At 69.0% G+C, this 5,337-nt stretch carries 5 protein-coding genes; all 5 read right to left on the bottom strand.

The genetic code is table 11. The annotated features are described in order from the left end of the window. The coding region (locus JYK17_RS39900; protein ID WP_222812298.1) for an ATP/GTP-binding protein at window positions 1-257 on the bottom strand (257 nt) is incomplete at its 3' end. Then, complete coding sequence (locus JYK17_RS39905; RefSeq protein WP_108015323.1) at window positions 238-819, bottom strand: DUF742 domain-containing protein; 582 nt, start codon at window positions 817-819, stop codon at window positions 238-240. The genes JYK17_RS39900 and JYK17_RS39905, both read right to left, overlap by 20 nt. Before the next feature lie 95 nt (window positions 820-914). Next, window positions 915-1,328: a roadblock/LC7 domain-containing protein gene (locus JYK17_RS39910; protein WP_037781109.1), complete on the bottom strand. Its 414-nt coding sequence runs from the start codon at window positions 1,326-1,328 to the stop codon at window positions 915-917. A 10-nt stretch (window positions 1,329-1,338) separates the two neighbouring features. Continuing rightward, on the bottom strand, window positions 1,339-4,650 hold the full coding sequence (locus JYK17_RS39915) for a sensor histidine kinase (protein ID WP_164932155.1): 3,312 nt from the start codon (window positions 4,648-4,650) through the stop codon (window positions 1,339-1,341). 391 nt (window positions 4,651-5,041) lie between these two features. Next, a partial coding sequence (locus JYK17_RS39920) for a GTP-binding protein (protein WP_222812299.1) occupies window positions 5,042-5,337 on the bottom strand: 296 nt, incomplete at its 5' end.

Raw genomic sequence — 5,337 nt, forward strand, 5'->3', positions numbered from 1 at the left:
ATCAGGTCCTGGTCCAGGGTGATACGGCCGAAGTCCATGGCGACCGTGGTGGTCGTCTTGTCTCCGGTGTGGGTGAGGTCGTCGATGCCCGCGCTGGCGGACGTCATGACGGCCTCGGTGCGCAGCGGGTTGATCTCCGAGACGGCGCCGACGAACGTGGTCTTGCCCACGCCGAAGCCACCCGCCACCACTATCTTCGCGGAGGTGGTGGAACGACTGGGAGAAACCGGCCCTCCGCTAGAGCTTGCGAAGTCCACTGAGCACCCTTTCGAGCAGTGTCACATCTGGCTGGCCGCCGGCGTTCTCGTCGCCGCCGGGCTGATGAATCGCGACCAGTCCCGCCTCCGCCAAGTCGGCGACGAGGATCCTGGCCACTCCGAGAGGAATCGTCAGAAGCGCGGAGATCTCGGCTACCGACTTGATCTCCCGGCAGAGGTTGCAGATCCGCTGATGCTCGGGCAGTTGGCCCTGCATCTGGTGCGGCTGCGCGGTGGTGTGCACCAGCGCCTCGATGGCGAGCTGGTAGCGAGGGCGCGTCCGGCCGCCGGTCATGGCGTACGGGCGCACCAAAGGGTTGTTCGACGACCCGGCGGGCGCCGGCTCAGGGGTGCGTCGCTGCGGCTGCACAGGCTGGATGCGCGGGGCCGGCGGCTGGTCGTACGGCGAAGGGCCGGGGCCCTGCGGGGAGTACGGCTGCTGACGCCGGTGGCTCGGGGCGGAGGGGAAGTAACGGTTCGGGTTCTGGGAACCGTCGCCACGGCCCTGGCCGGGACCGTACGACCAGTTGCCCGACGACGGACCGCCTGGGGGTGTTGCCACTTTCTCCTCCTCCGACTGTGCCTGGCACCAGATGCCTGTGGAGCCGCGTCCCGAAACCTTACGGCCACGGGACGCCAATACGCACCGTCTGTCTGTCAGTTGAGCAGGCTGCCCTGGAGCTCCGCGCGCAGATCCGGGGTCAGGACCGAGCCGGCACGGTCCACCAGAAGTGCCATCTCGTACCCGATGAGGCCGATGTCCGCCTCCGGATGTGCGAGAACCGCGAGCGAGGAACCGTCGGATACGGACATGATGAAGAGGAATCCCCGCTCCATCTCCACAACCGTCTGATTCACGCTGCCGCCCTCGAAGATGCGCGAAGCACCGGCGGTCAGCGAGGTAAGACCCGACGCGACGGCCGCCAGCTGGTCGGCGCGGTCACGCGGGAACCCTTCGGACATAGCCAGAAGGAGTCCGTCGGCGGAGACCACCACGGTGTGGGACACCCCCGGGGTGTTGTCCACGAAGTTGGTGATCAACCAGTTCAGGTTCTGTGCCGCCTGGCTCATCGGGCTCACACTAACGCTCCTGGTTGTAGGTGCTGTCAGGACCACTGTGCTGATTCCACGTGGCCTGGCCGTTCGTTTCACTGCCTGCGCTGGCGTTGCGTCCTCGCTGGACACCTCGCCGCAGGTTGCTCAGCCTGCCCCGGACGTCCTCCGGGGCGCGGGAGACCTGTGGGCCTCCCTGGGGGGTCGACTCGGCGGTGCCCTCGACCAGGTTGGCCCTGGGCACCCGTCGCGGCAGGCCGGAGGAGGTGACCCCGCCCGCCTTCGGCTTCCGCAGTGCGGAGGCCTGCTGCCAGCGCTCGTCGTTGGCCGAGCGCCAGTCGCCGTTGCCGTTGCCCGTGGAAGCCGCAGCCGGCGCCGGAGCCGGCGTCTCCTGGTTGCCGAGCCGCGTGCCGTTCGACCCGTTCGTGCCGCCCGCGAACGCTCCGCGGCGAGGCAGTCCCGCATCGGTGAGCTCGGGGCCCGTGGAGGGTGCCGGTCCCGGACGGTCGAAGCCTACGCGGTCGCCCTCACCGGCGTCAGGAGCCTGTGCGGGTTCCGTTTCCGGAGCGTAATCAGCCGTATAGCCGTTCTGGAAGGTGTCCTGCTGCGGCCAGTCGTCCTGGTAGCGCCGCTCCTCGAAGGCCGAGAAGGACTCCGGGGCGGACGCGTGGGCGGCAGCGGGCTCCTCGGCGACCGGTTCCGTATACGCGGGCTCCGCATAGCCGCCGTTCGACGAGAACGTGTCGTTCTGCGGCAGGGGCGTGTTCTGCGGGTAGTACGGCTCCTCGTACGACGGTTGCGCGGCCGGCTCGTCGTACGAGGGGCTCTGCTGCTCCTCGTACGGAGTCTGCCGGGGCTCGTCGTACGCGGGCTGCGCGTCGTAGCCCAGGGGCTGCTGTTCCGGGTAGCCGCCGGTGCCGTTGTCGTAGGCCGGGCGCTCGTCGTAGGCGTTGCCGTACGGGGACGCCTCGGGCGACTCCTGGTCCGGCTGGTCCTGGCCCTGACGGCCCTCCAGGGCCGCACGGCGCTCCTCGCGCATCAGCGAGCGGCCTACGGGGTCCAGCTCGCGGATGTCGTCGGGGATCTCGGCGTAGCGGCTGTCGTCGAAGCCGAGCTCCGCGGCCGTGCGCATCGGCTCGCTGAAGTCCTCACCCTGGTAGCTCTGCTCCGGGATGATCTGCGAGACCGTGAACTCATCACGGTTCATCTGCTGCTCGCCGCCACCGCCGTGGGTGATCGCGTCGGGCAGCATGACGAGTGAGGTGGTGCCCGCCTGCTCGCCCGAGGGGCGCAGCTGGACGCGGATGCCGTGCCGGTCGGACAGTCGGCCGACCACGAACAGGCCCATGCGCTGGGAGATCGCGGCGTCCACGGTCGGCGGGTTGGCCAGCTTGTGGTTGATGTCCGCGAAGTCCTCGGCGGTCAGGCCGATGCCCTTGTCGTGGATCTCGATCATGATGCGGCCGTCGGGCAGACGGGTCGCGGTGACGCGGACCTTGGTCTGCGGGGAGGAGAACGTCGTCGCGTTCTCGAGCAGCTCCGCGAGCAGGTGCACGAGGTCGGTGACCGCGCGGCCGTGGATCTCGGCCTCCGGGACGCCGGAGAGCTCGATGCGCTCGTACTGCTCCACCTCGGAGGAGGCGGCGCGCACGACGTCGATGAGCGGGACCGGCTGGTCCCAGCGGCGGCCGGGCTCCTCGCCGGCGAGGACCAGGAGGTTCTCGCCGTTGCGGCGCATACGGGTCGCGAGGTGGTCCAGGCGGAAGAGGTTCTCCAGCTGGTCCGGGTCGGCCTCGTTGTTCTCCAGGTCGGTGATCAGGGTCAGCTGGCCCTCGATCAGCGACTGGTTGCGGCGCGAGAGGTTGGTGAAGATCGCGTTGATGTTGCCCCGCAGCAGGGCCTGCTCGGCGGCCAGGCGGACCGCCTCGCGGTGCACCTGGTCGAAGGCGCGGGCGACCTCGCCGATCTCGTCGCGGGTGTTGATCGGGATGGGCGCGACCCGGGTGTCGACCCGTCCGGGGTCGGTGCGGGAGAGCTGGTCGACCAGCATCGGCAGGCGCTGCTCGGCGATGCCGAAGGCGGCGTTGCGCAGCTGGCGCATCGAGCGGGACATCTGGCGGGCGACGGCGCCGGCCAGGATGAACGCGAGCAGCAGGGCGATGACGACCGCGGCGCCCGTGATCAGGGCGTCACGCTTGGCGTTGTCCGCGATGTCCGAGGCCTCGTTCACGGCCGTGTCGGCCATGTCCGCCTGGATCTTGCGGTAGACGTCGTAGCGGAGGGTGTTGACCGCCCACCAGTTCTGGGCGGTGACGCCCTTCTGCGCGAGCAGGGCGCGCTCGCTGGTGTCGGTGCTCTTCAGCGTCGCGAGGTCGTTGACCATGGTGGTCGGATCGGACGGCGGCGGCACATAGGTCTGGTGGGCGGCGGCGGCCTTGGCGGCGGCCTCCTTGGCCTGTGCCTTGCCCTGCTCCGTGGCCTTCGCCTCGAGGTCGACCAGCTTCTGGGCGTCGGCCTCGGTGCCACCGGCCTTGTACTCCTCGATGGCGATGCCCTCGAGGTAGGCGTAGGAGGAGAGGGCAACGCGCTGCTTGGCGAGGTCGGAGTCGTCGGGGCCGGGGCTGACCAGCAGGTGCATGCCGATCGAGCGCTCCAGCGACAGCGCGGCCTGGGTCAGCGAGATCGCGTAGACGGTACGGCCGTAGCTGGTGATGTTGCCGGTGCCCAGACCGAGTTCGTTGGCGAACTCCATCAGGGGGTGGGCGATGGCGATGTAACCCTCTTCGGTGGTCACGCCGGAGCCCTTGTAGGCCGTCGCGCGCAGCTTGGCCAGCTGCGGTTCGGCCTGGCGGAACAGCTTGAGGCGGCGCAGCAGGCCGGCCTTGTGCGGCATGTCCTGCGCCGCCTCGTCGAAGCCGTCGGCAGCGTCGTCGGTGGCCTTGCGGGCCGCCGCGACCAGCTTTCTGTCGTCGGCGGTCTCGGCCTTGCCCTTGAGGAGAGGTGCCGCGCTGATGTCACGCTCGTTGTTGACCGCGTTGGCGTAGGTCAGGGAGGCCCGCACCAGACGTGCGGTCTTCTCCGCGTTCTGTGCCTCCTGCCAGGTGTCGATCGAGCCCTTCACCTGGAAGCCGCCCATGACCAGGCCGACGGCCACGGGTATGAGCAGAATGGCGTTCAGCCGGGTCGGCACCCGCCAGTTGCGGGGGGAGAAACGGCCGCCGCTGGGGGCGGGAGGGGCCGTCGGTTCCGATCCGGGCACAGGGGCGGGCGCCGCTCCGCGCGGCGGCGGGGTGAAGTTGCCCCGGGCCGACGGCTCGGGGCCGTTCTTGCTTCGCCTCACTCGACCAACAACCTCTCGGCGGCGGGCACCAACGTTGTGCCGCAGTGTCTCAGAGCCCAGTACGTCTCTGAGTACGCAGTACTACTGAGTACGTCTTTGACCAATGGGCAGTTCAGGCATTCCAGCACGACGACCTGCGCTCTTCCAAACAGCGGAAAGCGGGGATTCCGTGTGATGTAAGCCCCACATAAAACGGTCATAAAGAGCGAGCCCCGTCAAATGACGGGGCTTTCGTGCGCGCAGCGGTACCGGTTGGCAACGACGCGTGGCCGTATCCGGCGATTCCTCTGCCGAAACGTTATGAACACCGGGGCCGACCGTGTCAAAGGCCACAGTCGGCTCCGGCTGTTCTACGACAACTGCCGTACGCCCTCACTGATTTGGAGTTGATCTACCGCAGCCGGGCCATCAGGGCGTGCTCGACCAGGGTGATGAGCGCGCTCTTGGCGTCGCCGCGGTGGCGGGCGTCGGTGGTGATGATGGGGGTGTCCGGCCCGATCTGCAGGGCCTCGCGGACCTCCTCGGGAGCGTAGGGCTGGTGCCCGTCGAAGCCGTTCAGGGCGACGACGAAGGGCAGGCCGGAGTTCTCGAAGTAGTCGACCGCCGGGAAGCAGTCGGCCAGGCGCCGGGTGTCCACGAGCACCACCGCGCCGATCGCACCGCGGACCAGGTCGTCCCACATGAACC

Source organism: Streptomyces plumbidurans, from assembly GCF_019857225.1.
Lineage (GTDB): Bacteria > Actinomycetota > Actinomycetes > Streptomycetales > Streptomycetaceae > Streptomyces > Streptomyces plumbidurans.